The organism is Synechococcus sp. OH2, from assembly GCF_047462155.1.
In the GTDB taxonomy this organism is placed as follows: Bacteria; Cyanobacteriota; Cyanobacteriia; order Thermostichales; family Thermostichaceae; genus Thermostichus.
Window position 1 is genome coordinate 1 of record NZ_JANSIR010000004.1, and the last position, 2,376, is coordinate 2,376.

The 2,376-nt window shown below is 62.0% G+C and carries 3 protein-coding genes; 2 read left to right on the top strand and 1 reads right to left on the bottom strand.

The features are described 5' to 3' along the window. On the bottom strand, window positions 1-294 hold a 294-nt coding region (locus NW835_RS00275), incomplete at its 3' end, for a TIGR02450 family Trp-rich protein (protein WP_414414215.1). Window positions 295-412: 118 nt separating this feature from the next. Here NW835_RS00275 and NW835_RS00280 point away from each other — a divergent pair. Together NW835_RS00280 and NW835_RS00285 are read left to right on the top strand one after the other, a co-directional pair. Further along, window positions 413-808 carry a hypothetical protein gene (locus NW835_RS00280; protein WP_414334649.1) on the top strand — a complete coding sequence of 132 codons (396 nt, stop codon included), beginning with the start codon at window positions 413-415 and terminating at the stop codon, window positions 806-808. A 146-nt stretch (window positions 809-954) separates the two neighbouring features. Further along, the gene (locus tag NW835_RS00285) at window positions 955-2,307 is read left to right on the top strand and encodes a TldD/PmbA family protein (RefSeq protein ID WP_414414216.1); all 1,353 of its coding nucleotides are present in this window, start codon (window positions 955-957) and stop codon (window positions 2,305-2,307) included. Window positions 2,308-2,376: the final 69 nt, after the last annotated feature.

Consider the following 2,376-nt stretch of genomic DNA (forward strand, 5'->3'; position numbering starts at 1 on the left):
GATCCCTGAGTCTCTAGAGAGAGACGATTCGCCAGATCCGCAGGGGATCCCGTCTTCCAACGGCGTCCAGCCCGGCTGCCAGAGATCCCGGTTTTTGAGGGTGGCGGCGTTGACCCAGAGGCGCACCTGGGGATCGCAGACGGCCCTCAGCTCGGCAAACACCAGCCCCCCTTGCCCCTCTTGGCGGGCAGCGACCTGAAAATGTCGCCAACCCATCACAGGCTGGACAGAAGTCCACTTGGAGCCCAGCAGATGGGGAAAGCGCTGTTTTTGGCGGGGTTTGCTGCGAGCCATAGAGCTGCTTGCCAACCTTGCTCCAGGGCTGTCCTCGGCTGGATGGGGGAGACCGAGGGCGATAGGATCGCTAGGGATGCTTCGGCATTCCAAGCTCCTTCCCTTAGCATATCCACCTATGGTGCAGCACAAGCAACGGCTTGGGTTCTCTTGGCAGCAGGTATTGCTGCTCCTCCTGGCCTGGCTGGTTTGGGCAACGGGACTGCCCCTGGTCGCGTCCAGCGCTTGGGCGGCAACTGAGCCGGCACTCTCTGGCAAACTCACAGGGCCGGAGTGGCGCCAGGCGGATCCTGAGGCCAAGCAGGCGTTTTGTCGCAAAGCCTTTCAGGCGTTTCGGGCCTCTCCTGCCCAGAGTTACATCATCAGCTCCAATGTACAGGCTTTGACCCCAGAAGGTTTGTGTCAGCGGCTGGATCAGTTTTATCAGTACGCCATCCACGACGAGATCCCACTCAACCAAGCCGCCAACATTGCCCCCTTGCTGTTCTCGGATCAGCCGCTGGAGCAGCCCTGATGCGGCAGGGATCCGCAAAGCTGCCGGCAAAGGGATCCCAAGCCTAAGTGACCAGTTGAGATCATCTGCCCCCTGCTGTTGGGGCAGGTCTTGGCAGCAGGGTCGATAATAGAACTGTTCTCTTGCAGATCTAGATCTCAAGTTCTATGGCCGGCTCCGTCATTGCTCCTGAAAACCTGCTGGATCTTTGCGAACAGGGGGTGCAAAAGGCCCTGGCTGCCGGAGCTGACCAAGCAGAGGTGTTTGCCAACTCAGGCCGTGAGACGGAAGTAACTTTTGAGAAAAATGACCTCAACCTGGCCCGCAGCAGCAGCGAGACCCTGTTCGGCATCCGGGTTTTCTGCGGCGGCAGGCTGGGCTTTGCCACTTCCAACCGCCCGGAAGAGCTGGCCGAGACAGCGGCTGAGGCGGTGGCCATGGCCAAGGCTTCGCCGGCGGATCCCCTCAACGGCCTGCCGGATCCCCAGCCTCTGCCCCAGGTGCCCTTTGCCCTCGACCCAGGCCTGCTGGAACTGGATGCTGCCGAGCTGACGCAACTGGGATCCCAACTGGTGGAGTGGGTGCGCTCCCAAGACCCCCGCATCACCATTGACAGCGGCTCCTTCAGCGTGGAAGAGGATACCGTGGCCATTGCTTCTTCCACCGGCATCCGCGCCAACTACCACAGCGTCGAGGCGGGCGGATCCCTGTTTGGCATGGCCATCGATGGGGACGAGGTGGGCAGCTTTGCCTACGACGGCGACAGTGTGCAGAAGCGGGCGGATCTGCTGCCGGCGCTGGAGCGGGCTTTTGAGCGCTTTGTGCAAAAGTGTGTGGGGGCCCTAGGGGCTAGGGAGGGGGAGAGTTTTCGCGGCCCCATCGTCCTGCCGCCGGATGTGGCGGAGGAGTTTCTGGGAGACCTCCTCTTTGTGCTGGGGGCGGACGCGGTGCGCAAGGGCAAAAGCCCGCTGGCGCAGAAGATGGGATCCCTGATCGCCAGCCCCCTGTTGACCTTGGTTTCCGAGGGGCTGGGCTTGCCCGGCCACCCCATCGAGCCCTTCGACCGCGAGGGGATGCCACGCCAAATTACCCCCCTGATCCACGAAGGGATCCTCTGCAACTTCATGTACAACAGCTACGAAGGCCGGGCTGCCGGCGTTCCCTCCAACGGCCATGCCACAGGGGGGGCGGGCAGCTTGCCGGGCGTGGGGCCGGCCTGTCTGAGCGTGGCCCCGGGGACAACCCCTTTGTCTAAGCTGTATGCGATGGAGCGGGGCATTATCGTCACGCGGCTTTCCGGCAGCAGCAACCCGATCACCGGCGATTTTTCCGGAGTGGTGAAGGGGGGCTTTTTGGTCAAAGGTGGCGAGAAGCGCCCCATCCTGGAGACCACCATTGCCGGCAACCTCTACGATTGTTTGCGCAATATCTCCGCCATCTCACAAGAGGTAACTGTTTTCAACGGCACCACGGCCTTTCCGGCTCTGCGCATCGAAGATGTATCGGTAACGGCGGGCTAATCCTGAAGCGGCAGGCAAGGCCCTCCACAGCCGGGCAGAGCATTTATGAACTACCCCACCGCGTAGGCG